A 25,078-nucleotide genomic window follows, 5' to 3' on the forward strand; every position below is an offset into this window, starting at 1 on the left:
GCCTCCTGTCAGCGGAACCGCAGGGCGGTCGGGCCCTGCACCTTGGAGCCCCGGCGCTGCTTCGCCGGCATGGCGGCGAGCTTCTCCCGCAGTTCGACGGCGTAGGCGGCGAGCGCCTCCACCAGGTCGGGCACCGAGGCGTGCGGCGGCTGCACGTCGACGCGCAGGCCGAACTCGGTGGCGGTCTCCGCCGTCTTGGGCCCGATCACTGCAACAACGGTCCGCGCGTGCGGCTTCCCGGCGATACCGACGAGGTTCCGCACGGTGGACGACGAGGTGAACAGCACCGCGTCGAACCCGCCCGACTTGATCGCGTCGCGGATCTCGGCGGGCGGCGGGGCCGCGCGCACGGTCCGGTACGCGGTCACGTCGTCGACCTCCCAGCCGCGCTCGGTGAGGCCGGCGGCGAGGGTCTCGGTGGCGATGTCGGCGCGCGGCAGCAGCACCCGGCCGACCGGGTCGAGGATCTCGTCGTGCGGCGAGAACTCGGCCAGCAGGCCCTCGGAGGACTGCTCCCCGGAGGGGATCAGCTCGGGCTGGATGCCGAAGGCGCGGACCGCCTCGGCGGTGGCGTCACCGATGCAGGCGATCTTCACGCCGCCGAAGTGGCGGGCGTCGAGGCCGTGCTCGGCGAACTTCTCCCACACCGCCCGGACCGCGTTCACCGAGGTGAAGATGACCCAGGCGTACCGGCCGTCGACCAGGCCCTTCACGGCCCGCTCCATCTGCGCCGGGGTGCGCGGCGGCTCGACCGCGATGGTCGGCACCTCGCACGGGATCGCCCCGTACGCGCGCAGCCGTGCGCTCATCACGCCGGCCTGCTCCTTGGTGCGGGGCACCAGCACCTTCCAGCCGTACAGCGGGCGGTTCTCCCACCAGCTCAGCTTGTCGCGGTCGGTGACGGCCGCGCCGACGGTGAGCACCACCCGGCCGGTGAAGCCGAGCGCCGCCGCGACGAAGGAGTCGACGCTCGACGTGGTGGTGTACTGCGTCTCGCCGGTGCCGTCGCCGGTCACCCCGACCGCTGTGGTGCCGTCGACCCCGGCGGCCAGCAGGCCGTCCCGGACGGCGGCCAGGTCACCGGCGTCCACGGCGAGCGCCAGCGAACCCCGCCCGACGGCGGTGGCGAGCGCCTCGAAGTCCAGCGCGGTGACGTCCTCGACGTCGGCGGCGGTGCGTACGCCCGGCAGCGGGACACCCGCGTAGGTGGCCACGCCCTCGGCCTGGCCGACGCCCGGCACGACCTCGAAGTGCGCCGCGGTACGCGCTACCGCCTGCACCTCCTTGACCACCGAGTCGTGGCCGAACGGGTCACCGGCGACGAGGTGCACGGCGTTCTGCCCGGACCGGGCCGCGGAGATCAGCACCTTCGCCACGTCCCCCGGCACGCCCTCGGCGGGGCTGAACTCGGCGTCGGGCCGGGCCTGGGCGCGGACGTGCGCCAGGAGCGACTCGGGTACGCCCCGGTCGTAGACCACCTGGTCGGCCTCGACCAGGGCGTCCAGCGCCCGGCGGGTCAGCAGGCCCGGGTCGCCGGGACCGGCCCCGACGAATGCGATCTGGCCTACGGGCTTACGGGTGCGGGTCATTCTGTGCTCCCAAGTTGCTGGGTCCCCGGGCCGGCCTGTGCGTCCTGGCCGAGGATCGAGTCGGCGCCGAGTTCGAGGAGTTCGGCGGCGAGTGCCTTGCCGATCTCCGCCGCGTCGGCGGGCGTTCCGGTGCGGGACAGCCGGAGGTCACGTGAACCGTCCGGGCTGATCACCGCACCGCGCAGGTAGATCTCCTGATTGACGTCGCCCTCGTCGGTGGGCTCGCCTTCGGCGAGGACGGCGTACGCGGCCACGGGTGCGCTGCACCCTGCCTCCAGGGTGGCCAGCAGCGCCCGTTCCGCGGTGATCGCGGCACGGGACGGTGCGTGGTCGAGCAGCGCGAGCAGCTCGATCACGTCCTGGTCGTCGGCCCGGCACTCGACGGCCAGCGCACCCTGGGCGGGCGCGGGCAGCATGAGCATCGGGTCGAGCGTCTCGGTGATGACGTCGGCGCGGCCGATCCGGTTGAGCCCGGCGCGGGCGAGCACGACGGCGTCGAGGTCGGCGTCCGGGCCGAGCACCCGGCCGAGCCGGGTGTCGACGTTGCCCCGGATCGGCGTGACCTCCAACTGCATACCCAGCGCGTGCAGCTGGGCGATCCGGCGCAGCGCACCGGTGCCGACGCGGGCGCCGGGCGGCAGCTCGGCGAGCGTACGGCCGTTCGTCGCCACCAGCGCGTCACGCGGGTCCTGCCGGGGCGGTACGGCCGCGACGTGCAGGCCGGGCGCCGCCGCGGTGGGCAGGTCCTTGTACGAGTGGACGGCGAAGTCGATCTCGCGGGCGGTCAGCGCGTCGCGGAGCGCGGACACGAACACGCCGACGCCGAGCCGCTGCACCGGGGCGGTGGACCTGTCGCCGGCGGTCACCACCTCGACCAGCTCGACCGGCCGGCCGGTGGCCGCGGTGAGGGCCTCGGCGACGTGGCCGGACTGGGCCATCGCCAGGGCGCTGCCCCGGGTACCGAGGCGAAGGGGGGCGGTCATCGCGCACCTCCGGTGGGCGGGACGTCGGCGGCGTCGAACGACGACCGGCCGTCGGAGTCGGTGGCGACCACGTCGGGGACGGTGTCGACCGGGGACGTCTGCGGGACGTCCAGGTCGAACAGTTCGCGCAGCAGCGCCGCGTACTGGTCACCGCCGGGCTCGGCGGCGAGCTGGCGGACCCGTACGGTCGGCTGGTGCAGCAGGCGCTGCACGACCCGGTGCACGGTGCGGGCGACCTCGGCGCGCTGGTCGTCGCTGAGGTCGGGGCGGCGCTGGCCGAGCCGGCGCAGCTCGGCGCTGACGACGTCCTCGGCCCGGCCGCGCAGGGCGGCCACCGTCGGCGCGACGTCGGCGCCGCGCAGCCAGCTCAGGAACGCCTCGACCTCACCGGTGACGATCCGGGCCACCTCGGCGGCGTCGGCGGCGGCCGGTCCGTCGGCGAGGACGGCGGCCATCCGGTCGATGTCGATCACCTCGACGCCGGGCAGCTCGTCGACGCCGGGCTCGACGTCGCGCGGGACGGCCAGGTCCAGCAGGACCAGCGGGCCGCGGCCGGCGTCCCGGCGGGCCAGCGCCCGGGTCACCACGTCGCGGGTGAGCACCGGCTCGGTGGCGGCGGTGGCGGCGACCACGACGTCGACGGCGGCGAGTGCGGTGATCAGCTCGGCCATCGGCACGGCGGACGCGCCGTACGACTCGGCGAGCCGGACGGCACGGGCGGCACCCCGGTTGGTCACGGTGAGCGGGCCGGCGCCCAGCCGGGACAGCGTGGCCACGCCCAGCGAGCCCATCGCGCCGGCGCCGACCACCATGGCGGGCCGGCCCGCCAGGTCGCCGTCGAGCAGCTCGGCGGCGAGGTCGAGCGCGGCGGTGACGACGCTCTGCCCGGCCCGGTCGATGTCGGTCTCGGCGTGCGCCCGCTTGCCGACCCGCAGCGCCTGCTGCATCAGCTCGTGCAGCAGGCGGCCGGCCGAGTCGGCGCCACCGGCGGAGTGGTAGGCGTCGCGGAGCTGGCCGAGGATCTGCGCCTCGCCCACGACCATCGAGTCGAGCCCGGCGGCCACCCGGAAGACGTGGTCCACGGCGGCGGCGTCGTAGTGCACGTAGAGGTGCGGTGCGAGCGCCGCGGGCTGGCAGCCGGCCTGGTCGGCCAGGACCGCGCAGATGTCGCCGAGCCCGCCGTGGAACCCGGAGACGGCGGCGTAGACCTCCACCCGGTTGCAGGTGGAGACCAGGACGGCCTCGGCGACGTACGGCTGGGCGATCAGGCGGTCCAGCGTGCGGGTGAGGTCGGCGGGCGGGACGGCCAGCTGTTCCAGGGTGGCGACCGGGGCGGTGCGGTAGGACGCGCCGACGACGAGCAGTTTCACGTGCCGATCGCCTCCTGGGTGTCGGTTGCCGCGAGTCCGCCGGGCAGGGCGGTGAGGGCGGACCCGCCGGTGGCGGGGAGCGCGGTCAGCGATGCCTTGCGGTGCTCGTGGAAGGACAGGATCTGCAGCTCGATGGCGAGGTCGACCTTGCGCACGTCGACCCCGTCCGGAACCGAGAGTACGCACGGCGCGAAGTTGAGGATGCTCGTCACGCCGACGGCGACCAACTGGTCGGCGACCGCCTGGGCGGCCGGGGCGGGCGTGGCGATGACGCCGATCGAGATCGACTCCTCGGCGACGATCCGGGGCAGCTCGTCGACGTGCCGTACGACCAGGCCGTTGATCACTTCGCCGACGCGGGACCGGTCGGCGTCGACGAGCGCGGCGATGCGGAATCCGCGGTTGGCGAAGCCGTCGTAGCCGGCCAGGGCGTGACCGAGATTACCCACGCCGACGAGCGCGACGGCGCGGCACTGGGTGAGCCCGAGTACCGAGGAGATCTGGTCGACGAGCAGCGCGACGTCGTAGCCGACACCGCGGGTGCCGTACGAGCCGAGGTGGGACAGGTCCTTGCGAAGCTTCGCGGAGTTGACGCCCGCGGCGTTCGCCAGGCCCTCGCTGGACACCGTCTCGTGCCCGGCGTCGGCGAGTGCGTGCAGCGCACGCAGGTATTCCGGGAGCCGGGACACGGTCGCCTCGGGCAGGTCCGGAAGTGCCGGTACGGCACCGGTGCGACCGGGCGCGCCTGGTTGACGGTGCTGGCTCATGAGACTCCGTGCGGTGCGATCCTCGACCAGCGACGGGGGCCGGTCGTTTCGGGACTCCCGCTGGCGACCGAGATTGCCGGCTGTGCTAGCAGGGCGCGTCGGAACTACAGAGTAGGTGTTTGTGAAGGGGTGCACAAATCGCGATCTTGAAAGCTCGCGACGCGCCTTCACCTGCCCCTCCATTCCCGCAAGATCGATCAACCGCGTCTCTCGGCGGCGCGTGGCGATTATTGCTCAATCCAGACTTCCCTGACCAATCGCGCGGGGCCCGTAGCGCTCCGTGACCGGCGTGGCGAGGCGAGTCTCACGTTTTCGAGTAGGGAGAACCCCACCCCGAACAGGCCAGCGTGCGGGATGGGTGGGCGGGGCACGCGCCCATAGCCTCGACTCATGACCGCAGCACCACTGGCCACCGCGCCCACTCCGCTGTCCCCCGTGCACGGGCTCCTGCGCCGCCTCGCCCGCGACACCACCTACGTGCTCGTGGGCTTCCCGCTGGCGATCGTCAGCTTCGTGCTCGCCGTGGTGGGGATCGCACTCAGCGCCGGGCTGCTGGTGACCACGCTCGGCCTGCCGATCCTCGCCGGCTTCCTCTACGCGGCCCGTGGGCTGGCCGACATCGAGCGGCTGCGGCTCGCCGGGGTGCTGGACCGGCCCCGGGTACGCCCGGTCTACCGGACGCCCGAGCCGGGCGCCGGGTTCTGGCGCCGCGTGTTCACCCCGATCCGGGACGCGCAGTCGTGGCTGGACCTGCTGCACGCGTTCGTCCGGCTGCTCGTGGCGCTGCCCACGTTCGTGCTGCTCGTGGTCTGGTGGGTGCTGGCGCTGGGCGGCACGCTCTACATCACCTACGACTGGGCCATCCCGCGCGGCACCGACGACCAGGACCTGAGCCAGCTCCTCGGGATGGGCGACGGCGCGGGCGCGCGGATCACCCTGAACACCGCGATCGGGCTGTTCGCCCTGTTCACGCTTCCGCTGGTGGCGCGCGGCTGCGCCCGGCTCCAGGCCGGGCTGGCGTACTCGCTGCTCACCGGCGTGGCCGAGATGCGGCAGCGGATCATCACGCTGGAGGAGCAGAAGCGGGCCGCCGCCTCGGCCGAGGCGGTCGCGCTGCGGCGGCTGGAGCGCGACATCCACGACGGCCCGCAGCAGCGGCTGGTGCGGCTCGCCATGGACCTCGGCCGGGCCCGCCACCAGCTCGCCGCCGACCCGGAGGCGGCCCGGCAGACGCTCGACGAGGCGGTCGCGCAGACCCGGGAGACGCTGGACGAGCTGCGCGCCCTGTCCCGGGGCATCGCGCCGCCGATCCTGGTCGACAGGGGCCTGCCCAGCGCGCTCGCCGCGCTCGCCGCCCGCGCCCTGGTGCCCACCGAGCTGGCGCTCGACGACGACCTGGGCACCGCCGCCGGCCGGCTCGACCCGGGGCTGGAGAGCACCGCGTACTTCGTGGTGGCCGAGGCCCTGACGAACGTCTCGAAGCACAGCCGGGCGACCGCCTGCCGGGTGGAGGTCACCCGGAAGGTGGGCCGGCTGGAGATCACCGTCACCGACGACGGAGACGGCGGCGCGCACGTGGCCAAGGGGCACGGGCTCAGCGGCATCGCCGACCGGGTCCGGGCGGCCGGCGGCACGCTGGAGGTGGACAGCCCGGCCGGCGGGCCGACCCGGGTCCACGCCGAACTGCCGAGGTGAGGCGGCGCGCCCGGTATCCGGGCCGCCGGCCCGGCGCCGGGTCCGGGCGTGATAGACACCGGACCCATGCGGGTGGTGATCGCGGACGACGCCGTACTGCTCCGGGAGGGGCTGGTCCGGCTGCTGACCGAGTTCGGGCACGAGGTGGTGGCGGCCGTCGGTGACGGTGACGCGCTGGTCGAGGCGGTGGTGGCGCACCGGCCCGACGTCTCGGTGGTGGACGTGCGGATGCCGCCGTCACACACCGACGAGGGACTGCGCGCCTCGGTGGAGGCCCGCCGCCGGGTGCCGGGTACGCCGATCCTGGTGCTGTCCCAGTACGTCGAGGTGTCGTACGCCGACGACCTGCTGGACACCGCAGGCGGCGCCGGCGGCGGCATCGGCTACCTGCTCAAGGACCGGGTCGCGGCGATCGACGAGTTCCTGGACGGCCTGGCCCGGGTGGCGGCCGGCGGCACCGTGCTCGACCCGGAGGTGATCAGCCAGTTGCTGGTCCGGCGGCGGCGCGACGACCCGCTGGCGTCGCTGACCCCGCGGGAGCGCGAGGTGCTGGCGCTGATGGCCGAGGGCCGCTCGAACACCGCCATCGCCCGGGCGCTCGTGGTGAGCGACGGCGCGGTGGAGAAGCACGTCCGCAACATCTTCACCAAGCTGGACCTGCCCCCTGATGCGACCACCCACCACCGCCGCGTCCTGGCCGTGCTGGCCCACCTGCGCGCCTGACCGGGCCGGTCAGGCGAGCGTGCGGGCCAGCGTCACCGCCTCGCTGAGCGTGTCGGCGGCCGGGTGGCCGCTGCCGCGCAGCCGGTCCGGGTCGGACAGGCCCCCGGTGTAGAGGACGCAGCGGGCGCCGACCGAGGCGGCCGCGTCGGCGTCGTCGAGCGAGTCGCCGATCAGCACCACCTCGTGCCCGCCCAGCCCCAGCTCGGCCAGGTGCTTCTCCAGCCACTCGGCCTTGTGCCCGCCGCCGACAGTGGCGCGCAGCCCGTCCACCCGGCGGAAGTGCGGGGTCAGCCCGTACGTGTGCACGGTCGGCACCAGCTCGTCGTGGAACCACATGGACAGCAGCGACTGGCTGCCCTCCCAGGACTCGATGGCCGTCGTGGCGTCGGCGGCCAGGGCGCAGGTGGTCAGCCCGGCCCGGTACGCGTCGTGGAACACCCGGTCGAGCGTCCCGAACGCCTCGGCGTCCACGGCCCGGCCGAGCATCTCGGCGTAGTAGTCGGCGATCGGCCGCCGGAACCGCACCCGGTGCTCGGCCGCGGTGACCGCCGGCCCGCCGGCGCTGGCGAAGGCGACGTTCGTGGCCTGGACCACCAGGTCGAGGTCGTCGAGGAGCGTTCCGTTCCAGTCCCACACGAGGTGGCGTTGCATACCCGTCACCCGAGCACTCTAAGGCTAGAGCTGCGGCGTGGTCAGGTCGCGCAGCAGCCGGTCCTCCTCGACCCGCCAGTAGCCGTGTTCCTTGCCGTCGAGCAGCACCACCGGCAGCCGGTCGCCGTAGTCGCGCTCCATCTCCAGGTCGCCGGTGACGTCCCGCTCGACCCAGCGGTCGCCGGTGACCGCCACCACCCGGTCGAGCGCGGCCTTCGCGTCGTCGCACAGGTGGCAGCCGGGCCGGGTGATCAGGATGAGCCTCGGGTCACTGGACATCTGATACCTCCGTGCGGATCTCGGTCGGCGTCGCCGGCGACGGCACCGCGGGCGCCGGGCGCAGCTCGGTCTTGCGTACCTTCCCGATCGCCGAGTACGGCAGGCTGTCGACGAACTCGACGGCGGTCGGGCACTTGAACCGGGCCAGGTTACGCGCGCAGTGGGCTAGCAGGTCGTCCGCCGTCACCGGCGGGCCGGCCGCCCGGACCACGTACGCCCGCACAGTCTCGCCGGTCCGCGGGTGCGGCACACCGAGGACCGCCGACTCGGCCACGCCGGGGTGCGCGCGGAGCACCAGCTCCACCTCGTGCGGGTAGACGTTGAAGCCGTTTACCAGGATCAGCTCGCCGAGCCGGTCAACCAGGAACAGGTCTCCGTCGCCGTCGGCGTACGCCACGTCACCTGTCGCCCACCAGCCGTCCGGGTCCGGCCCACCCCGCCCGTCCGGCCAGTAACCGGCGAACAGGTTCGGGCCGCGTACCACGATCTGCCCGGGGTCGGTGCCCGTCGCCTCGTCGGAGAGGTCCATCTCGTCCTCGTCCGGGGCGTCGGCGGGCACCCCGTCGCGCCACAGCTCGGTGCCGTCGGACCCGACGAGGCGCAGCCCGACGCCGGGCAGCGGGCGGCCGATCGATCCCGGTTTCGGCTCGCCGCCGACGAGCGTCGAGGTGAGCACCGGCGCGGTCTCGGTGAGCCCGTAGCCGACGTGCACCGGATGCCCGGTCAGCTCGGTGAAGCGCGCGCCGGCCGCGAGCGGCAGCGGCGCCGCGCCGCACACCGCGACGCGCACGGAGGCGAGCGCCGCGGCCGGGTCACGCTCCGCCTCGGCCCAGGTCAGGAACATCGACGGTACGCCGACGAGCACCGTGACCCGGTGCCGGGCGATGTCGTCCAGCGCGCCGGCCGGGCCGGGCTCGTCGACGAGCACCCCGGTCGCGCCGTGCCGCACGACGGCGCCGAGCGCGGAGTTCAGCCCGTACGCGTGGAACAGCGGAAGGGCGAGCAGCACGACGTCGCCGGGGCCGACCACTGGGGGTTCGATGCGGTCTACCTGGTCGTGGTTGGCGGCGAGCGCCCGGTGCGGCAGCATCGCGCCCTTGGGCCGGCCCTCGGTGCCGGAGGTGTAGAGCAGGACGGCGAGGTCGTCGCCGGAGCGGGCCGGGAACCGGGCCGGGGTGTCGTCGCCGGCCACCGGCGGCGTGGTGTGCACGGCACGCAGCGCGGGCAGTTCGGCGGCGTCCACACGGCCGGTCACCTCGGGCGCGCCGACCAGCACGGCGGCGCCGGAGTCGGCGAGGACGTGCCGCAGTTCGCGGGCGGTCAGCGTCGGGTTGACAGGTACGGCCACCAGGCCGGCCCGGAGCGCGGCGAGGTAGGTGACCACGAAGTCCGGTGTGTTGCCGAACGCGATCGCCACCCGGTGCGGGTGGCCGGTTCGGTCGGCCGGCGGCGTGTCGGCGAGCAGCGCGCGGGCGGTGGCGGTGACCGCGTCGTCCAGCTCGGACCAGGTCAGCGTCCGGTCGCGCCAGTGCAGCGCGGCCCGGTCGCCCCGCTGCGCGGCGGCGCGGCGGAGCCGGTCGGCGAGGTTCGGCGCGGAGCTTTCGGCGGCGTCCTGCACGGTGGCTGAGTCTGGCACAGCGGTGTCCGACAGGCCATGCCCGGACACGGCGCCGGGTCCGTCGCACGGGACTGCAATTGCCGTACGGTGGGATTCCTAGCCACGGGATGAGGATCTCCACCGGCACCCGGGCGGACAGCCGGAAGTGACCCGGCCGCACCGCTGCCGCGACACGCCGAGCGAAAAGAAAATCGGCTCCGACCAGGACTTTCCACTGCGGACCAGGTTCCGGCGCGAAAGTCAACCACACGCGACGGACAACCGGTCCGCCATGTGTGCGACCTGGCGGGAAATACTTCCGCTCTGTGTAACGGACTTGCCACGCGTGGGTGACGTTGGCCCTATCATCACTCGGGTCGGCTCACCCCATTTGCCGTGAGTCGACACCCCTCAGCCCGAGGAGGCCCCCGTGCCCGTGAGCGCATTGGACCAGCACCTCAAGGGGATCTGCCGCCCGTCGGCACGTCCCGACCCGGCCGCGCCCGACCGGGTGTTACCCGGTCCTCCGGCGCGGTCACTGTCCGCCAAGCCTGGGGAGGCGCGGTGACCACCTTCGGTTACGCCGAACGACCGGCCGGCGTCACCGGCCCAGCCCAGCGCAACCCGCTCAACGAGCGCGCGGACCCCGGCCCGCGGAGCGCCGACGGCCCGCTCGCGGTACGCGGTGACGGGCGGCGCGTCCGCAGCCGCGCGCACCACACGAACGAGGCACCACCCCGCCCCGCGACCCCGGGCGGCAACGCGAAGCCCGCCACCGGCCGCCTGGGCAGCCCGGCCCGCCCGACCATGCCGGCCCAGGCGCGACGCGGCGACGCGGCGACCGGGACCGAGCCGTCCGCCGCCGAGACCGCGATCCTGCCGGCGGTGACCGCCGGTGACACCGCCGTCCTGCCCGCCGTACCGGCCGCCGCGCCCGCCACCGGCTTCCCCAGCCGCCCCGACCCGTCCGACCCGGCCACCGAGGTGTGGACGCTGGTCGAACGCGCGCAGGCGGGCGAGTCCGAGGCGTTCGGGCTGATCTACGACAGGTACGTCGACACGGTCTTCCGGTTCGTCTACTTCCGGGTCGGCAACCGCCAGCTCGCCGAGGACCTCACCTCAGACACGTTCCTGCGGGCGCTCAAGCGGATCGGCAGCTTCACCTGGCAGGGACGCGACCTCGGCGCCTGGCTGGTCACCATCGCCCGCAACCTGGTCGCCGACCACTTCAAGTCCGGGCGCTACCGGCTGGAGGTCACCACCGGTGACGTCCTCGACGCCGACCGGGAGGACCGCGGGCCCGAGGGCAGCCCCGAGGCCGCGGTGGTGGAGCACATCACGAACGTCGCCCTGCTCACCGCCGTCAAGCAGCTCAACCCGGAGCAGCAGGAGTGCATCGTGCTGCGGTTCCTCCAGGGCTTCTCGGTGGCCGAGACGGCCCGCGCCATGGGCAAGAACGAGGGCGCCATCAAGGCTCTGCAATACCGGGCGGTCCGGGCGCTGGCCCGGCTGCTGCCCGACGGCTTCCACTCCTGACCGGTCCGACCCGGCCGGCGCATGCTCGCCGGGCGGTGTCGCATGCCCGACGTACCCCACCCCGCCCCTCACTCCCGGTGATTTCGCCGCCGCCCCAGCCGTAACCGGCGACCGGCGCGGTCCGTTTCTCCGGGTGCGACCAGTGGTTGTCCCGGCGTCCCCCGGGCCACCCGGTCCGGCGGGTCAGGTCGGCCGTTCCGGTCGGCTTCGGGCCACACGCTGCCACCGGTCGCTGGTGACGACGACGGCCGCCCGGCCGTGACCAGCGAGAGGGGGTGCCGCGGTGGACAGCGACCTCTTCTCCCGTCGGCGAGCCGAGCGCTTCGCGCAACTCCTCGACGAGGCCAACGGCGGACGCCGGCACCACGTCCGGTCCAAGGCGGACGGTGAACTCACCGCGCTCGTCGAGGTGAGCCGCCGGATCACCGCCGAGCGGCCCGACGTCGAGGTGGACGCCGAGTTCCGTACCGGCCTGCGGGCGATGCTCGTGGCCACCGCCGAGCGCGAGGGCGTCGGCGCTCCGGACAAGACCGGCACCTCCGGCGTACGCGGCGCGCTGCTGCCCGCCATCACCGGCCGCCGGGCGCGGGCCCGGGGCGCGATCCTGGTCGGCGTGGCCGCCGGGGCGGTCGCCCTCTCCGGCATCTCCGCCGCCAGCGAGAACGCGCTGCCCGGTGACGCCCTGTACGGCATGAAGCGCTCCACCGAGCGCGCCCAGCTCGCGCTCGCCAGCTCGGACATCAGCCGCGGGCAGCTCTTCCTCGACTTCGCCCGTACCCGGCTCGACGAGGCCGCCTCGGTCCGCGACGACCGGCTCGGCTTCAGCGCCGTCCTGGACGACATGGATGCGGACACCCGCCAGGGCGTACGCCTGCTGACCACTGTCGCCGCGCAGCGCTCCGACCCGGCGGCGCTGGACGCGGTGGACACCTTCCTCGCCGGCCAGCGCCGGGTGGTCAGCGGCCTGCTCGACCGGCCCGACCACGCCGACCGGGAGCGCACCCGGCGCTCGCTGTCCCTGCTCGACGCGGCCGGCAAGCGCGCCGACGCGCTCCGCGAGGCGATCGCCTGCGGGCTGCCCGCGCCGCAGGCCAGCGACATGCTCGGGCCCGCTCCGTCGACCTGCCCGGCCGACCGCTGAACGGTCGACGCCTACCGCGCCACACTTCTCCCGGCGGACACCCGGCCGTCACGCCGTGCCGGATACGCTCGACTCGGAGCACGTACGCGTCGTCGAGGCAGGGAGGTCGCCGTGGCCGGGAGCCGGAAGGTGACCGTCAGCACCGACGCGCACGGGCACACCGCGGGCTGGTCGGAGACCCCCTCGGCGCCGGCGACCACAGTCACGCCCGACCCCACCGCGGCCGCGTTCTTCGACGTGGACAACACGATGATGCAGGGCGCGTCGATCTACTGGTTCGCCCGCGGGCTGGCCGCCCGGAAGTACTTCACCACCGGCGACCTGGCCCGGTTCGCCTGGCAGCAGGCACGGTTCCGGCTGCTCGCCACCGAGCACGCGGGCGACATGTCGCAGGCCAAGGAAGCCGCGCTGGCCTTCGTCCAGGGCTGGCGGGTCGACGACATGGAACGCCTCGCCGACGAGATCTTCGACGAGCTGATGGCGCCGCGCATCTGGGCCGGCACCCGTCGCCTCGCCCAGCGCCACCTCGACGCGGGCGAGCGGGTCTGGCTGGTCAGCGCCGCCCCGGTCGAGATCGGCCGGGTGATCGCGACCCGGCTCGGCCTGACCGGCGCGATCGGCACGGTGGCCGAGGTGGTCGACGGCGCGTACACCGGACGGCTGGTCGGTGACCTGATGCACGGGCCGGCGAAGGCCGAGGCGGTCACCCAGCTCGCCGCCGTGGAGGGGCTGGACCTGGCCCGGTGCGCCGCCTACAGCGACTCGGCGAACGACCTGCCGATGCTCTGCGCGGTCGGCCGCGCGGTGGCCGTCAACCCCGATCCGGCGCTGCTGCGGCAGGCCCGCGAGCGGGGCTGGGACGTGCGCGACTTCCGCACCGGGCGGCGGGCCGTACGCATCGCCGTGCCCTCCACCGCGGCGGCCGGGCTGCTCGCCGGCGCGGTCACGGCCGGCCTGGCGCTGCACCGGCGCCGCCACCGCGACGCCTGAACGGGCTCAGGGGCCGAACGGGTCCGGCCGGCGTTCGAGCAGCTTGTGCAGCGTCTGCTGGATCGTCTCCCGCACCTGGTCGGCGAGGTTGAACACCACGAGCGGGTCGTCCGCCGCGTCACGCAGGTGCGCGGTCGGGATGGGCGGGCAGAACTCGATCAGCCACTTGCTCGGCAGCGGCACCATGCCCAGCGGACCCAGCCAGGGGAACGTCGGCGTGACCGGGAAGTACGGCAGTTTGAGCAGCCGCGCGAGGGGCTTGATGTCGGCGAGCATCGGATAGATCTCCTCGCCGCCGACTATCGCGACCGGCACGATCGGCGTACCGGTGCGCAGCGCGGCGGAGACGAACCCGCCCCGTCCGAAGCGCTGGAGCTTGTAGCGGTCGGCGTAGAGCTTGCCGACGCCCTTGAAGCCCTCCGGGAAGACGCCCACCAGTTCGCCGTTGCCGAGCAGCCGCTCCGCGTCCGGGTTGCACGCGACGGTGCCGCCGGTCTTGCGGGCGATCTCGGAGACGACGGGCATCCGGAAGACCAGGTCGGCGCCGAGCAGCCGTAGGTAGCGATGCGCCGGGTGCCGGTCGTGCAGCGCGGTGGAGAGGATCAGCGCGTCGAGCGCCACGGTGCCGGAGTGGTTGCCCACGACGAGGCCGGCGCCCTCGTCCGGTATGTGCTCGATACCGCTGACCTCGGTGCGGAACCAGTCCCGGTAGAGCAGCCGGACCAGCGGGTGGACCACCGCGTCGGTCAGGTCGGGGTCGAAGCCGAACTCGTCGACCTCGTAGTCACCGGCGAGCCGCCGCCGCAGGAAAGCCAGCCCCTGGGCCACCTTGCGATCCCAGTGGTCCCCCGGCCGGTCGGCCACCGCCGGCCCGGTCGGCGTCTCACCGGCCGGCTTGCTCCCGGCCGGCGGCTCAGCCACTGCCTTCTTCGCCACGGCTTTCTTGGCGACGGTCTTCTTGGCGACCGTCTTCTTCGCCGGCTGGTGCGGCGTGGCCGGGCCCGGAACGCCCGCGCCGGCGGAGATGTCCGGCTCGTCGGCGGAGGTGTCCGGCTCGTCCGGCGGCGCCGCCGGGCGGGCGGACGGCGCGGTCACCCGGCGGTGCCCGTTGCGCCGCGCCGGCTCCGCGCCCGGATCCGGCACACCCAGCGGTACGTCGAAGCGCCCGTCACGCCGCTCGTCGGGGCTGCTCACGAACGCTCCCGTACGGTCGAGCGGACCTGCCGGATGCTCTCCAGCACCAACTGCTCGGCGGCGGCGAGCTGATCGCGGGTGACCACGACGCCGCCGTGGTGGGCGCGGATGAAGTCCTCGAACGCGGCGGCGGTCGAGCGGGGCGTGAAGCCGTACTCCCGCTCCAGTCGGCTGGTGTCCACCACCCGACCGTGCACGAAGAGGTCCACCTGATCCAACCCGTAGCGGCCGAAGCCCAGACTGCGGGCGATCGCGGCGACCCCGGCCAGGCCCGGTTCCAGCACCGGCACCGCCACCCGGCCGGCCCGGCGGATCGCCTGCGACAGCGACAGCACCCCCGGCCCGGCGACGTTGTACGTGCCCGGGTGGTCCTCGGCGACGGACCGGTGCAGCACCTCCAGCGCGTCGTCGAAGTGCACGAACTGCAGGCGCGGGTCGCGGCCGAAGACGGTGGGCACCACCGGCTGGGAGAAGTAGCGGGTGAGCGTGGTGTCGGCGGCGTACCCGATGAACGGCGCGAAGCGCAGCACCGTCGCGGTGACGTCGGGCCGGCGGCGGCGGAACCCGCGGACGTACCCCTCGATGTCGAGGATGTCGCGGCCGAAACCGCCGCGCGGCACCTCGCGCGGCTCGGTCTCCTCGGTGAAGACGGCCGGATCGCGGAACGACACCCCGTACGCGGCGGTGGACGAGCGGACCACGAGCTTGCGCAGCCGGGGCGCGCGTTGCGCGGCGGCGAGCAGCTGCATGGTGCCGATGACGTTCTGTTCCTTCATCCCCGCCCGGCCGCCCTGCTGCGGGTCGGGGGCGGTGACGAGCGCCAGGTGCACCACTGTGTCGACGTCGAGGTCGTGCAGGAGGCCGCCGAGCGAGTCGAGGTCCAGGCGGATGCGTTCGACGTCGGAGAGCAGATCGGTCAGCTCGGGGTTGGGTGGTGCCGGGTCGACCCCGATGACGCGTTCGATCCGCTCGTCGGCGGCGAGCCGGGCGGCCACGTGGGCGCCGAGCCAGCGCCCGACCCCGGTGACGACGACGACCCCCGGGGCACCGGAGGTGTCACCGGGGGTCATGTCGTGCGCCTGACGCGGCAGGCGGGATCGAGCCGGGACGTCCGCGGCCTGATCACCTGAGCCTCCGAGGGTCGACAGTTGGCAAGTGGTGCCGGTGCCGGGCTACTGCCCGGCCCCGGTCACTTGCCGAGACGGCGACGCTGGACGCGGGTCTTGCGCAGCAGCTTGCGGTGCTTCTTCTTAGCCATGCGCTTGCGGCGCTTCTTGACCACCGAGCCCATACGAAAGCCTTTCGATGCAACGTGCGGGGCGGACCGGACGGCACCACCACGGGTGGCGCCGTGACCGCTTGCGGACAACGGACCCGACCAGCGTGGTGGGCAGGGCACACCAGAGAGCGGTCACGGTCGTGGCCCAGCCTAACCGGAGTGCGTCAGCAGGACCAACGCGCCCCCGTCGATGCCCCTTTTCGTCGCACTCTGCGGACCGGTGCGCCGAGGGCTCAGGCGGACTCCTGGAAGGCGCCCCGGAGGTATTCGTGCACGGCGTGCTCGGGCACCCGGAACGACCGGCCGACCCGTACCGCGGTCAGCTCACCGCTGTGCACGAGGCGGTAGACGGTCATCTTGGAGACCCGCATGACCGTCGCCACCTCGGCGACGGTCAGGAACCTGACATCCGACAGCCGTGCGTCGGACTGCGACCCGGCCATGGCTCACCGACCCATTCCCGTGCCCGGCGCGTGTCACCGGGCAGGTGTTCCCGCCTCGACGAGCGACGCGCGTGTAACCAGTACGGTAGCGGGACGGCTGTGACCTGCGCGATCCCTTCCACCCTTTGATCATGGCGGGACAGCCGTTCACCCGATGTCCACCAGGGCTTTTTCGCCCGGACGGGTGTCTCGTCCGATCCGGCTACTCGGCGCGCAGCGCCACCACCGGGTCGAGCCGTCCGGCCCGCTGCGCCGGCACCACGCCGAAGACGATGCCGACCGCCGCGGAGACGCCGAACGCCAGCGCCAGCGACCACCAGGTGATCGCCGCCGGGATCGGCGAGAACGCGTCCACGAGCAGCGCGGTGCCCACGCCCAGCGCCATCCCGGTCAGGCCGCCCACCGAGGTCAGCAGCACCGCCTCCAGCAGGAACTGCACGCCGATGTCGCGAGGGCGGGCGCCGACCGCCTTGCGCAGGCCGATCTCGCGGGTCCGCTCGCGTACCGAGACCAGCATGATGTTGGAGACACCGACGCCGCCGACGAGCAGCGAGATGCCCGCGATGGCGGCCAGTACGCCGGTCAGCACGCCGAGGATGTCGCCGAGCACGCCGAGGATCTGCCGCTGGGTGACGGCGCTGAACTCGGTGTCCGGGTGCCGGCGGGACAGTTCCGCGACGATCCGGTCACCGAGTTCGTCGATCCGCTCCCGGTCCGGCGCCTTCACCGCGATGCCGTCGATGCGCTGGGTGCCCCAGAGCCGTTGCGCCGCCGTCACCGGTACGTGCACCTCGTCGTCCCGGTCCACGCCGAGGCTCTGCCCGAGCGGGGCGAAGACGCCGATCACCCGGAACCGCACCCCGGCCAGCGTCACCTGCTGGCCGAGCGGGTCACGGTCGGGGAAGAGCGCCCGGGCCACCGAGTCGCCGAGCACCGCCACCCGGCGGCTGGTGTCCACGTCCGCCCCGGTGAGGTAGCGGCCCCGCGACAGCGATCTGGTGAACACCGACGGGGTGGTCTCCAGGACGCCCTGCACGGTGGTGAAGTCGGACCGGTTACCGGCCCGGGCGGTCGCGCCGGAGGCCACCGTGACGGCGACCCGGCCGGGGTCGCCGACCACCCGGGAGACGGCGTCCGCGTCGCTGAGGTCCAGCGGCGAGACCACCGGCGCGGTGCCCACCTCGATCCGGCCCGGCACCACCAGCAGCAGGTTCGAGCCGAGCCCTTCGACCTGCTGCTCGACCTGTTGTTTCGTGCCGGTGCCGATCGCTACCAGGATCACCACCGAGGCCACCCCGATGATCACCCCGAGCATGGTCAGCAGGCTGCGCATCCGGTTGGCCCGCAACGCGTCCGACGCCACCCGCCACGCCTCGGCCAGCCTCATCCGGCGTCACCCCCGCCGCGCGGAAGGCGCCCGGTGGCCCCGGTGGCGCCACCGGGGCCACCGGGCGGGTGCCCCGGGCCGCTTCCGGACGCGGACCGGGGCTCCGCGCTGGGAGCGGGGTCCAGTGTCGCAGGTACGCCGGAGCCGTCCGACGGCGGTCGATCATGAAGGCTGTCGGACCGGATCAGCCCGTCCCGTACCGCGATGCGCCGGTGTGCCCGGGCGGCCACCTCCTGGTCGTGGGTCACCATCACCAGCGCCACCCCGGACTCGGCGTTCAGCTGTTCCAGCAGTTCCAGTACCGCCTCGCCGGTGGCGCTGTCCAGGTTGCCGGTCGGCTCGTCGGCGAGCAGCACCGCCGGTTCGGTCACAAGCGCCCGGGCGATCGCCACCCGCTGCTGCTCGCCGCCGGAGAGCTGGTTGGGCCGGTGGTGCAGCCGGTGGCCGAGCCCGACCCGGCCCAGCATCGCCGCCGCCCGCTCCCGCCGCTGCCGCGCCGAGACACCCCGGTAGACCAGCGGCAACGCCACGTTGTCCACTGCCGACGTACGGGCCAGCAGGTGGAACGCCTGGAACACGAAGCCGATCGTCTCGTTGCGCAGCGTCGCCAGCTCCGGCGCGGTGAGCGTGGTCACGTCCCGCCCGCCGATCACCAGCCGGCCGCCGCTGGGCCGGTCCAGGCCGCCGAGCAGGTGCATGAGCGTCGACTTGCCCGAGCCGGACGGGCCGATGACCGCCACGTACTCGCCCTGGTCGATGGTGAGCGACACCCCGCGCAGCGCGGACACCGAGACCCCGTCCAGCTCGTACGTGCGCCAGACGTCGACCGCCTCGACCGCCGGTACGGTCACCGCAGTTCCTGGCCGTCGCGCACCTGGTCGGCGCCGCGCACCACCACCCGGTCACCGGCCCGTACGCCGTCGACGATCTGCACCAGGTCCTGCCCCTGCACGCCGACGGTCACCGGCACCCGGTCGGCCCGGCCGTCGCGCAGCACCCAGACCGCGTCCCGCCCGTCGGTGGAGAACACCGCCGACGCCGGCACCGCCACCGCGTCGGCTGCCTCCCGCACCCGCAGCCGCACGACAGCGTTCATGCCGGGGCGGGGCGCCGGGGCGGCCTCGGCCTCACCGAGGCGTCCGGCGCCCAGGTCGAGGCGGACCCGGTAGGTGACGCCACCCCGCGCCGAGCTGGTCGGCAGTACGTCGACCGACCGCACCGTGGCGTCGTACGTCGCGCCGGTCACCGCGTCCAGCTCGACCGAGGCGGGCACCCCGGCCCGGACCAGCAGCACGTCGGTCTCGTCCACCTCGGCGAGCAGGCCGAGCCGGCCGATGTCCACCACGGTGAGCACCGGCGTGCCGGCGGTGACCCGGCCACCGGCCGGGATCGCGTCGTCCACCCCCGGTGGCGGGCTGCCCTGCCCGCCACCGCCCAGCGCCGACGGGTCGAGACCGGGCACCCCGGCGCCACCCGCCGCACCCAGCAGCCCGGCCAGGTCGGCCGGTGCCGCCGACCGGGTGCCGCCCGGCTGCACCACACCGGCGATCGGCGCGCGCAACGTCAACGCGTCCACTGTCGCCTTCGCCAGGTCGTACGCCTGCTGGGCCTGGAGTCGTTGCGCGGCCGACAGCGCGCCGACAGCGCTGTTCAGGCCAGCGACGCCGCGCTGCACCTGCGCCACGGCCCGGTCGGCGGCGCGGGCGGCCGACTCGTACTGCCGCTGCGCCGACTGGACCTGGAGCAGCAGCGCGGCGCGTACCTGCGGGTCGCCCACCTTGCCGGCGGCGGCGCGGGCGGCGGCGAACGCCTCGTCGGCGGCCCGGTCGGTGCCACGCCGGCTCCCGCCCAGGTCGCCGGTGCCGGTGCCCCGCCCGGCCCGGTTAGCCGCGCGCAACGCGTCCCGCGCCTTCGCCAGGCGGTCCCGGGCCGACGGCGAGTCGATCACCGCGAGTACCTGCCCCCGGGCCACCCGCTGGCCCGGCTGCACCCGCAGGCGGGCGAGCGTGCCGTCAGCGGGTGCAGTGAGGGTGGCCGCGGCCCGCGCGGTGACTGTGGCCGGGGCGTCGATCACCTCGCTCACCGGCGCGCGGCCCACCTCGGCGACTGTCACCGCCGGGGCGTCGTCGCCGCAGGACGCGGCGGTCGTGCCGGTCAGCGCGACGACGGCGAGCACCGCGGTGACGAGACGGGGGCGGCGGGCCGCGGGCAGCCGCGGCGAGGGAGTGCGGGCCACCCGGCCCATGCTACGACCCGTCGACAGGTGTCGACGTTCAGCCGACGACGGCCCGCACGTAGGCCACGCAGTCGTCGTGCAGCATCGACCACGTGTCGCCGAACACCTCGTCGGCGGCCTGCCCCGGGGTCCGTCCCTGGTGCACCACGGCCCGGTAGAAGTCCAGCATCCGCTGCTCGCCGTACCTGTCGACGAGATGGCGTACGGCCAGGTAGCCGACGCCGTACGCGCCGCCGACCCGGTCGTCGCTCGCGTCGTCGGCCGGCGCCACCTCGTCCAGTCGCCCGGACCACCCGCCGCGCAGCAGGTCCCGCACCTCGGTCAGGCCGTCGTAGCGGTGCACGGGCTGGCCGTCGGCACCGGCGTACTCGGCCAGCCCCTCCACCAGCCACCAGTCCGCGCGGTCGGCGTAGCCCCGGTCTGGCAGCGAGGCGGCGTGGGTCAGCTCGTGCCGGAGCAGGTCGTCCAGGCCGGCCGGGGTGACGATCTGGGCATTGAGCACCACGTCGTGACGTCCACCGCCGACACCCACCGCGTAACCGGCCGTCCACTTCGGCCGCCCGCCGCCGTACCAGCGCTGCCACTCGCCCTTCCCGGCGTAGTAGACGACGTACCGGTCCGGCGGCCGGCCGCCGATCGCGTACCGGTCCGCGGCCTGGGCCGCGGTCTCCGCCTGGGCGAGCAGGCCGGGCAGCTTGCGCCGCTGGGCCGCCGTGGTGGCCACCACCACGCGCTTGCCGACCGTCACGGCCAGGTCGTTCGCCTGCCACGGCCGTACCCCGGCCGGGTCCGCCTCGGACGGTTCCAGCGCGGTCAGCCGGGGTTCCTCCCCCGCCAGCCGCCAGCGCGCGCCCAGCTCCACGGTGCTCGGCGCGCAGTCCGGCACCACGAAGCAGTAGCCCACGGTCACCGTCTGCCGCCACTCCCCCGGCCGCCCCTCGACGGCCTGCGGCACCCCGTCGGCCGCCGGCCGCCACACGGTGACCCGCAGCGCCCGCAGCGCCGCGTACCGGCGGCTCAGCGCCGGCCGGGCCGCCGGCTCGGCGACCGCGAGGAAGCCGGCCCGGTCCGCGCCGACCAGCGCGACGGCCTGCCGGTCCAGCAGCGCGAGCATCCGCTCGCCGAGCCGCCGCTGCGCCGCCGTGCCCGGCTCGTCCTTCGCAGCCGGCCGCCCGGCCGCGTCGGGCGCCGACTCCCGCAGGAGTACGCCGGGCACCGCGCCCGCCACCAGGCCGAGCGCGAGTCCGAGCACCGTCCAGAGCAGCCACCGCCGCCGTTGCCGCACCGTCCGCGTCCGCGCCGGGTCCGGCTGCGCCGGCGGTACGGGGTACGGCGCGGCACCAGCGGCGGGGTGCGCCGGCGACGCCGCGTCCGGTGCCGGGGCGGGCACGCCGACGGCGGCGTCCACCTCGGCGGGGGCGGCGGCGCTGTCGGCGTCGGCCTCGGCGGTGTGGGCGGCGTCGTCGGCGGGTGTGTCGTCAGCGCTGACGGCGGCGGCGCTCGTGTCGGCGGCGCGGTCGGCGTCGGCGCTGGTTTCGGCGGCGCTCGTGTCGGCGGCGCGGTCGGCGTCGGTGCTCGTTTCGGCGGCGCTCGCCTTGTCGGCGCTCGCGGCGGCGGCATCGACGGGGCGAGGCTCGTCGCCGTCCGTCGTCCGGCCGGGAGGCTGCTCGTCGCCGTCGGTCACCGGCGAAGGGTACGACCAATCGGGCGTTCCGGGAAAGAGTCCCGTCACTGTTCCGCCGCGCCCCGAGATCTTGGTAGGAAAGTGCCCCCGGAAGGGCCGAATCCTTCCAAGATCTCTCAGATCGGGGTGCCGGTCAGCGTCAACGCCGCCTTGTCGGCCGCCCACAGGGCAACCAGGGCCACTCCGGGGGCCGCGTGGCCGGCCAGGGTCAGCAGCACGCCGCCGGTCAGGAAGCAGGCGGCCTGGACGGCGAGCTTGGCCGGGTCGGGCAGCGTCACCGTGGCACGCGGTGAGCAGAACAGTCCCCACACCACGGCGATCACCAGCGGCGCGCCGAGCCCGGCGAGCAGGCGAACCGGCCAGCCGGCGCCGAGCGTGAAGCCCCAGTACCCGGCCGAGCCCAGCAGGGCCAGTTCCAGCAGGAAGATCACGCCGAGCAACAGGGCCTTCATCTGTTCTCCCAGGAGAGGTAGGCGCGGTCCAGGCCGGCGATCATCTCGCCGAAGGAACGGTCGGTGTCGCGGGGCAGCCCGAATCCGCCCGCCGCCTCCAGGGCGACGAAGCCGTGCACGGCGGCCCGGAACATCCGGATGGCGTCGGTGGCGGCGTCGCCGTCGAGGCCGTACCCGAGCAGGATGGCGCGGACCGCGCCGACCGCGCGCTGCCCGGCGGCCAGGTGGTCGGGGTCGGCCGGGTCGGGTGCCCGCTGGGCGGCCGGGTAGCGGCCGGGGTACTGCCGTGCGTACTCCCGGTAGGCGGCGGCGACGGCGCGCAACGCGTCACCGCCGGAGCGACCCGCGGCAGCGGCCGTGAGCACGTCGGCGATCTCGGCGGTGGCGAGCACCGCGAGCTTCTGGTGCAGCGCGTCCGCGCCCCGGACGTGCTTGTAGAGGCTCGGCAGCGCGACACCGAGCCGGGCGGCGAGCGCGGCCAGGGTCAGCTTCTCGTAGCCGACCTCGTCGGCGAGCGCGGCGGCCTCCCGCACGACAGTCGCCGGGGTCAGGCCGGCCCTAGGCACGCGCGGTCACCGCCAGGAACTCGACCAGGTCGGCGGCGGTGGCCTCGGGCTGGTCGGCGTGCGGGTAGTGCCCGGAGTCGGCGACCATCCGGGCCTCGGCCACGGCGAACAGCCGGCGTGCGGCCCGCGCCTCGGCGCCCGGGTCGGGGAAGTCCGGGTCCTTCGTACCCATCAGCACCAGCACCGGCCGGCGCACCTCGGGCGCCCGGGCGGTCCAGTGCGGGTCGGCCGGCGCGATCACGCCGCGCACCGCGGCCATCCGGCCGCGCAGCTTGGCGACGAGCTCCTTGCGGTACGCGGCGTCGTCCGCCGGCCGCCCGCAGGGGAACAGCGTGCGGTGGAACAGCCCGAACAGCCGGGGGCTGCGCAGCACTGCCGCCTGCGCCACACGCATCAGCGGGTTCGGCTTCGGCGTGCCGACGAACGGGCTGACCTGCACGATGCCGCTGACCAGGTCGGGTGCCTCGGCGGCGGCGAAGACGATCGCGGCGGCGCTGGACGAGCTGCCGACCAGGGTGGCGGGCTCGCCGCCGAGCGCCCGCACCACGGCGAGCAGGTCGCCGCCGACGTGCTCGGGGGCGTACGTGGGCCAGTGCGGGCTGGAGTCGCCGTGCCCGCGGACGTCGACAGCGGCGACCCGGTAGCCGGCCGCGACCAGCCGGGGCGTCAGGTGCCGGAAGGCGGCCCGGTTCTCCCCCATGCCGTGCGCGAGGACCACGAGCGGTCCCGACCCGTGCACCTCGTACGCGATAGTGCCGCCGTCCCGCGCCACCTGGCTAACTGTCATAGCCTTAAAGCTAAGGCTATTAGCCAGGCTCGTCAAGCTTGACCTCAACCCGAGGTGAGGTCGCACGATCGCCTGCATGCCGATCACCGCCGACACCCACGTACGCCTCGCCCGCCCGAGCCGCGACCTGGCCGCCGCCGAATGGTTCTGGACGCAGGGGCTCGGCCTGGACGTGCTCTACCGGAGCGAGGGCGGCCACGCGGACGAGCACGACCTGGTGATGCTCGGCCTGCCCGGGGCCGGCTGGCATCTGGAGCTGGTCGGCGGCTCGACGCTCACGGACGAGCCGCGTCCCACCGGGGAGGACCTGTTCGTGCTCTACCTCGACGGCCCCGCCGACGACGAGGTGGTCCCGAGAGTGGAACGGGCCGGCGGGACCAGGGTCTCCGCCGGCCCGTACTGGGACAGGTGGGGTGTCACGTTCGCCGACCCGGACGGCTACCGCCTCGTGCTGTGCACCCGGGCCTGGTCGAACGACTGACTCACTTCTTCGACAGCACCGCGCGGCCGAAGAACGCCAGGTTGGCCGGGCGCTCCGCGAGCCGGCGCATCAGGTAGCCGTACCACTGGTCGCCGTAGGGGACGTACGTCCGCACCGTGTAGCCCTCACCGACCAGGCGCTGCTGCTCCTCCGGACGGATGCCGTAGAGCATCTGGAACTCGAACCGGCCCGGGTCGCGGTCGAACCAGCGCGCCCGGTCCTCGCCGATCGCGATCAGCCGCGGGTCGTGCGTGGCGAGCATCGGGTAGCCGTCGCCGGACATCAGCACGTTCATGCAGCGCACGTACGACTTGTCCACCTCGCGGGCGGACTGGTACGCCACCGACTCCGGCTCCTTGTACGCGCCCTTGCACAGCCGCACCCGCGACCCGGCAGAGGCCAGCTCCCGGCAGTCCGACTCGGTCCGCCGCAGGTACGCCTGGAGCACCGCACCGGTCGACGGGTGGTCCTTGCGGAGCTTCGCCAGGATGTCCAGCGTCGAGTCGGTGGTGGTGTGGTCCTCCATGTCCAGCGTGACGGTGGTGCCCGCCGCGTCGGCCGCCGCGCAGATCGCCCGCGCGTTGTCGTACGCGAGCTGCTCGTCGAACATCTGGCCCAGCGCGGACAGCTTCACGCTGACCTCGGCGGCCGGGGTGAGCCCGGCGGCGGCGAGGCGGCTCAGCAGCGTGAGGTATTCGTCCCGGGTGGCGTTCGCCTGCTCCGGGGTGGTGGTGTCCTCGCCCAGGTAGTCGAGGGTGACCGCTTGGCCGTCGGCGACCAGCTCGCGGGTGGCGCGCAGCGCGTCGTCGGTGGCGGCGCCGGCGACGAACCGGCGGACGACGTCCCGGGTGAACGGGGCCGTCGCGACGAGCCGCTCCACCTGGGAAGACCGGGAGGCGGCGAGGATGACGGAACGGAGCATGAGCCGAGCGTAACGCTCACCACCGGGCCCCCGCCGGGTGCGTCCGAGGCCCGTCCCCTCCCTTCCTGCGGCCGGGCCGGGCACCCCCGGCTGGCGGGGATCGGCTACAACGTTCACGTGGATCGACGACACCCCCGGCGCCGGCTCCGCTCGGCCTCCGTGCAGCTCGGCGCGCTGACCGCGCTGGCCCTCGCGCTCTCCGGCTGCAACAACGGTTACGACGACGACGATGACGACTGCGCGCTCGGGCCGGCCGGCGGAGGCGGCGACACCGTCGCGGTCGCCCTGCTCGTGCCCGCGCCGGCCACCGCCGCGCGCGGCGAACC

Annotated in this window: 26 protein-coding genes; 7 read left to right on the top strand and 19 right to left on the bottom strand. The window is 74.5% G+C overall.

What is annotated here, in order from left to right:
• Positions 1-8: 8 nt before the first annotated feature.
• The 4 genes from AC2CHG_RS13195 to AC2CHG_RS13210 are packed head-to-tail and all read right to left on the bottom strand — an operon-like array spanning position 9 to position 4,709.
• Positions 9-1,589, bottom strand: a complete 1,581-nt coding sequence (locus tag AC2CHG_RS13195; RefSeq protein WP_357211232.1) for a bifunctional uroporphyrinogen-III C-methyltransferase/uroporphyrinogen-III synthase — start codon at positions 1,587-1,589, stop codon at positions 9-11.
• Entirely contained in the window at positions 1,586-2,572 is a 987-nt protein-coding gene (hemC, locus tag AC2CHG_RS13200; protein WP_262013167.1) for a hydroxymethylbilane synthase, read from the bottom strand. Before hemC ends, AC2CHG_RS13195 begins: the two co-directional genes overlap by 4 nt.
• On the bottom strand, positions 2,569-3,942 hold the full coding sequence (locus AC2CHG_RS13205; protein WP_402814562.1) for a glutamyl-tRNA reductase: 1,374 nt from the start codon (positions 3,940-3,942) through the stop codon (positions 2,569-2,571). The genes hemC and AC2CHG_RS13205 overlap by 4 nt, the downstream gene beginning before the upstream one ends.
• A complete protein-coding gene (locus tag AC2CHG_RS13210; RefSeq protein WP_262013169.1) occupies positions 3,939-4,709 on the bottom strand; it encodes a redox-sensing transcriptional repressor Rex in 771 nt (256 codons plus the stop codon). The genes AC2CHG_RS13205 and AC2CHG_RS13210 overlap by 4 nt, the downstream gene beginning before the upstream one ends.
• Positions 4,710-5,099: 390 nt before the next feature.
• Between AC2CHG_RS13210 and AC2CHG_RS13215 the strand changes: the two genes are divergently transcribed.
• Together AC2CHG_RS13215 and AC2CHG_RS13220 are read left to right on the top strand one after the other, a co-directional pair.
• Positions 5,100-6,404, top strand: coding sequence for a sensor histidine kinase (locus AC2CHG_RS13215; protein WP_484524833.1), 1,305 nt, complete (start codon positions 5,100-5,102; stop codon positions 6,402-6,404).
• A 66-nt stretch (positions 6,405-6,470) separates the two neighbouring features.
• Positions 6,471-7,127 carry a LuxR C-terminal-related transcriptional regulator gene (locus AC2CHG_RS13220; protein ID WP_262013171.1) on the top strand — a complete coding sequence of 219 codons (657 nt, stop codon included), beginning with the start codon at positions 6,471-6,473 and terminating at the stop codon, positions 7,125-7,127.
• A 9-nt stretch (positions 7,128-7,136) separates the two neighbouring features.
• On the opposite strand, the gene AC2CHG_RS13225 is transcribed toward AC2CHG_RS13220, so the two are convergent.
• The 3 genes from AC2CHG_RS13225 to AC2CHG_RS13235 are packed head-to-tail and all read right to left on the bottom strand — an operon-like array spanning position 7,137 to position 9,723.
• Entirely contained in the window at positions 7,137-7,778 is a 642-nt protein-coding gene (locus tag AC2CHG_RS13225; protein WP_484524838.1) for an HAD family hydrolase, read from the bottom strand.
• Positions 7,779-7,802: 24 nt separating this feature from the next.
• Positions 7,803-8,057: a glutaredoxin family protein gene (locus tag AC2CHG_RS13230; RefSeq protein WP_013288752.1), complete on the bottom strand. Its 255-nt coding sequence runs from the start codon at positions 8,055-8,057 to the stop codon at positions 7,803-7,805.
• Positions 8,047-9,723, bottom strand: a complete 1,677-nt coding sequence (locus AC2CHG_RS13235; RefSeq protein ID WP_484524834.1) for an AMP-binding protein — start codon at positions 9,721-9,723, stop codon at positions 8,047-8,049. The genes AC2CHG_RS13230 and AC2CHG_RS13235 overlap by 11 nt, the downstream gene beginning before the upstream one ends.
• A 495-nt stretch (positions 9,724-10,218) precedes the next feature.
• Between AC2CHG_RS13235 and AC2CHG_RS13240 the strand changes: the two genes are divergently transcribed.
• The 3 genes from AC2CHG_RS13240 to AC2CHG_RS13250 all read left to right on the top strand — a co-directional run bounded on the left by AC2CHG_RS13240 (position 10,219) and on the right by AC2CHG_RS13250 (position 13,321).
• The gene (locus tag AC2CHG_RS13240; protein ID WP_355506004.1) at positions 10,219-11,190 is read left to right on the top strand and encodes an ECF subfamily RNA polymerase sigma factor, BldN family; all 972 of its coding nucleotides are present in this window, start codon (positions 10,219-10,221) and stop codon (positions 11,188-11,190) included.
• Positions 11,191-11,473: 283 nt separating this feature from the next.
• The gene (locus AC2CHG_RS13245) at positions 11,474-12,331 is read left to right on the top strand and encodes a DUF5667 domain-containing protein (RefSeq protein ID WP_262013175.1); all 858 of its coding nucleotides are present in this window, start codon (positions 11,474-11,476) and stop codon (positions 12,329-12,331) included.
• 111 nt (positions 12,332-12,442) lie between these two features.
• A complete protein-coding gene (locus AC2CHG_RS13250) occupies positions 12,443-13,321 on the top strand; it encodes an HAD family hydrolase (protein WP_366625820.1) in 879 nt (292 codons plus the stop codon).
• Between the two features lie 6 nt (positions 13,322-13,327).
• Here the strand turns inward: AC2CHG_RS13250 and AC2CHG_RS13255 are convergent, their stop codons facing one another.
• From AC2CHG_RS13255 to AC2CHG_RS13305, 11 genes are all read right to left on the bottom strand, one after another.
• Positions 13,328-14,185: a lysophospholipid acyltransferase family protein gene (locus AC2CHG_RS13255; RefSeq protein WP_366625842.1), complete on the bottom strand. Its 858-nt coding sequence runs from the start codon at positions 14,183-14,185 to the stop codon at positions 13,328-13,330.
• A gap of 326 nt (positions 14,186-14,511) precedes the next feature.
• Positions 14,512-15,585 (bottom strand): NAD-dependent epimerase/dehydratase family protein, encoded by a 1,074-nt coding sequence (locus AC2CHG_RS13260; protein ID WP_366625822.1) that lies wholly within the window; start codon positions 15,583-15,585, stop codon positions 14,512-14,514.
• Positions 15,586-15,704: 119 nt separating this feature from the next.
• The gene (locus tag AC2CHG_RS13265) at positions 15,705-15,806 is read right to left on the bottom strand and encodes a 30S ribosomal protein bS22 (RefSeq protein ID WP_007465623.1); all 102 of its coding nucleotides are present in this window, start codon (positions 15,804-15,806) and stop codon (positions 15,705-15,707) included.
• Positions 15,807-16,027: 221 nt separating this feature from the next.
• On the bottom strand, positions 16,028-16,237 hold the full coding sequence (locus AC2CHG_RS13270) for a helix-turn-helix domain-containing protein (protein ID WP_013288759.1): 210 nt from the start codon (positions 16,235-16,237) through the stop codon (positions 16,028-16,030).
• Between the two features lie 202 nt (positions 16,238-16,439).
• Positions 16,440-17,624 (bottom strand): ABC transporter permease, encoded by a 1,185-nt coding sequence (locus tag AC2CHG_RS13275; protein ID WP_269697712.1) that lies wholly within the window; start codon positions 17,622-17,624, stop codon positions 16,440-16,442.
• Positions 17,621-18,475: an ABC transporter ATP-binding protein gene (locus tag AC2CHG_RS13280; protein ID WP_402814584.1), complete on the bottom strand. Its 855-nt coding sequence runs from the start codon at positions 18,473-18,475 to the stop codon at positions 17,621-17,623. Before AC2CHG_RS13280 ends, AC2CHG_RS13275 begins: the two co-directional genes overlap by 4 nt.
• Complete coding sequence (locus AC2CHG_RS13285) at positions 18,472-19,869, bottom strand: efflux RND transporter periplasmic adaptor subunit (protein ID WP_402814587.1); 1,398 nt, start codon at positions 19,867-19,869, stop codon at positions 18,472-18,474. Before AC2CHG_RS13285 ends, AC2CHG_RS13280 begins: the two co-directional genes overlap by 4 nt.
• A 28-nt stretch (positions 19,870-19,897) precedes the next feature.
• Positions 19,898-21,544 carry a hypothetical protein gene (locus AC2CHG_RS13290; protein WP_484524835.1) on the bottom strand — a complete coding sequence of 549 codons (1,647 nt, stop codon included), beginning with the start codon at positions 21,542-21,544 and terminating at the stop codon, positions 19,898-19,900.
• Between the two features lie 116 nt (positions 21,545-21,660).
• Positions 21,661-21,996 carry a YrdB family protein gene (locus AC2CHG_RS13295; RefSeq protein WP_357211247.1) on the bottom strand — a complete coding sequence of 112 codons (336 nt, stop codon included), beginning with the start codon at positions 21,994-21,996 and terminating at the stop codon, positions 21,661-21,663.
• On the bottom strand, positions 21,993-22,562 hold the full coding sequence (locus AC2CHG_RS13300) for a TetR/AcrR family transcriptional regulator (protein ID WP_262013183.1): 570 nt from the start codon (positions 22,560-22,562) through the stop codon (positions 21,993-21,995). Before AC2CHG_RS13300 ends, AC2CHG_RS13295 begins: the two co-directional genes overlap by 4 nt.
• Positions 22,555-23,349 (bottom strand): alpha/beta fold hydrolase, encoded by a 795-nt coding sequence (locus AC2CHG_RS13305; RefSeq protein WP_357211253.1) that lies wholly within the window; start codon positions 23,347-23,349, stop codon positions 22,555-22,557. Before AC2CHG_RS13305 ends, AC2CHG_RS13300 begins: the two co-directional genes overlap by 8 nt.
• Before the next feature lie 76 nt (positions 23,350-23,425).
• On the opposite strand from AC2CHG_RS13305, the gene AC2CHG_RS13310 reads away from it, so the two are divergent.
• Positions 23,426-23,830: a VOC family protein gene (locus AC2CHG_RS13310; RefSeq protein WP_484524836.1), complete on the top strand. Its 405-nt coding sequence runs from the start codon at positions 23,426-23,428 to the stop codon at positions 23,828-23,830.
• Position 23,831: 1 nt separating this feature from the next.
• On the opposite strand, the gene AC2CHG_RS13315 is transcribed toward AC2CHG_RS13310, so the two are convergent.
• On the bottom strand, positions 23,832-24,752 hold the full coding sequence (locus tag AC2CHG_RS13315; protein ID WP_030502864.1) for a proline dehydrogenase family protein: 921 nt from the start codon (positions 24,750-24,752) through the stop codon (positions 23,832-23,834).
• 117 nt (positions 24,753-24,869) lie between these two features.
• Between AC2CHG_RS13315 and AC2CHG_RS13320 the strand changes: the two genes are divergently transcribed.
• Positions 24,870-25,078 (top strand): hypothetical protein (locus AC2CHG_RS13320; RefSeq protein WP_484524837.1); only part of this gene is annotated, 209 nt, incomplete at its 3' end.

The organism is Micromonospora sp. ATLC20 (assembly GCF_057196585.1).